Source organism: uncultured Leptotrichia sp. (assembly GCF_938036635.1).
Taxonomy (GTDB): domain Bacteria; phylum Fusobacteriota; class Fusobacteriia; order Fusobacteriales; family Leptotrichiaceae; genus Leptotrichia; species Leptotrichia hongkongensis.
In genome coordinates this window covers 1-1977 of record NZ_CALHQO010000116.1, presented here as the reverse complement: position 1 = coordinate 1977, position 1977 = coordinate 1, and the positions used below count along the sequence as shown (strand labels likewise).

General features: G+C 31.9%; 2 protein-coding genes. Both read right to left on the bottom strand.

The annotated features are described in order from the left end of the window. Positions 1–86: 86 nt before the first annotated feature. Positions 87–1322: an aminopeptidase gene (locus Q0370_RS02095; RefSeq protein WP_299571450.1), complete on the bottom strand. Its 1236-nt coding sequence runs from the start codon at positions 1320–1322 to the stop codon at positions 87–89. Between the two features lie 23 nt (positions 1323–1345). Continuing rightward, a partial coding sequence (locus Q0370_RS02090) for a DUF3829 domain-containing protein (protein WP_299571447.1) occupies positions 1346–1977 on the bottom strand: 632 nt, incomplete at its 5' end.

The following is a 1977-nucleotide window of genomic DNA, read 5'->3' as shown; positions in this document are numbered from 1 at the left end:
GAGCATAAATAAGTCCAATAGCTGAAAATGTCAATCCGCTTAATGCTGAATATATAAGGGAAATTAATGCCCTTGCATTAATGATTTTAAAATGCCCAATTTCCTTTTCTAAATACAGGAACTCTTGTCCCATCTTCTAAAATTCCATCAATATCCATTTCCGCATCACCAATCATAAAGTCAACGTGGGAAATAGACTGATTAATGTGAGCTTTTTCTAGTTCTTCTTCAGTCATTTTTGTACCATCTTTTAGGGTAGTTGGGTATGCTGCACCCAATGCCAGATGGTTTGAGGCGTTTTCATCAAACAATGTCTGGTAATAAAGAAGCCCAGAGTTAGAAATAGGCGAGTCATTCGGCACAAGGGCAACTTCTCCAATTCTTCTCGAACCTTCATCAGTATCAAGCAGCTGCTTCAAAATCTCATATCCTTGCTCCGCTTCAAAATCCACAACTTTTCCATCCTTAAAAGTCAATTTAAAGTTATCAATTATATTCCCTTGATAAGAAAGCGGCTTTTTATTTGAAACATATCCATCTACACGATCTCTATCTCCAGCCGTAAACACTTCTTCAGTAGGCATGTTTGGCAAGAAATCAGCTCCTTTTGCATTTTTACTTCCAGCTGCTACCCAAATGTGATTTTTAGGAAGTCCTACTGTCAAGTCAGTACCTTTTGAAGTATAGTGAAGTGCTACAAAGTTTTTATTGTTTAGAAATTCAGCTTTTTCAGTCAAGTTTTGCCTATGTTCTTCCCAAGCCTTAACAGGATCATCTTTATCAACTCTTACAGTCTTTAATATTGCGTCAAGCAGTTTTTCCTGTGCAATGTCAGTATTTTCTTCATCTGGGAATACAAGTTTTGCCCAGTCTGCCGAAGGATAGCTTGCGATTGTCCAAGAATTTACATCTGTCATAATGCAAGTTCTGTAATGTTTATAGGCTTCTCCTGAATTTTTTGTTAATGCTCCCAGTTTTTCAGCATCAATTCCAGCAAATAAATTTGGAGAACTGCTTAAAATATGGATAAATACGACATTATTGTCAAGATAGTCATTTCTTTCGTCAATTGCCCATTGTGGAATGTGTGAATAGACTTCTTTTGATTGATATTCAGCATGAAGTCTTGATAATTTGTCGTCTGTCAATTTTACATGGACATCACTTGCTCCCACTTGATAAGCTAATTCTGTAACCTTATAGACTAACGGTAAAGCATCAGTTGTACAATTTACCCAGACTTTCTGCCCTTTCTGTACATTTGCCCCAATTTTTACAATTACTTCGGCATATTTATTTAATTTTTCTTCAAAGTTGTTCATTTTTATTTTTCTCCTTTTATTTATTATTGATAAAAGATTTTCATTTTCTCATTTTCCTCGTTATCTTTATAAAACTGTAACTTATTATATTTCTCATCTTCAAAAATAATAAATTCATCGTCATCTGAATTTGGGTTACTATTTTTTAAGTTTTTTAGTCCTTTATAAAAATTTTTTATGGATTTTTTTGCTTCTTTTACATAACTTTTATATTTATCAATATCCATTTTTTCATTTTCAATTTCTGAATCTTTTATTTTCTCGGCTTGAGATACTGCTAATTTAAAATCTTTTCCCAGTATTTCCAGTTGATTTATTAAGTTGTCATTTTTTTTGTCTGCAAACTCATCAGCATAAAGTTTTTTATTAATTAGAGAAATAATGAATTTTATACGGAAAATATTATATGCGGCAGTTTGTCCGCTATTTTTTAAATTATTTAGTAAATGTTTTGCCGATAGGGACTCTAAATTTTGAAATTCTGATGCAAGACTACTGTCATAATAACTGTATGACATAAGAATTTCTTCGTATTCCTTGTCTAAAATTCTACCTTTCTGAAAATTATCTTTTTTATATTCGTTACTTTTATAATAATTCTCAATTTCCTTCATTTTGGAAATTTTCTTTTCAGAATACTCAAAATATTCATTTA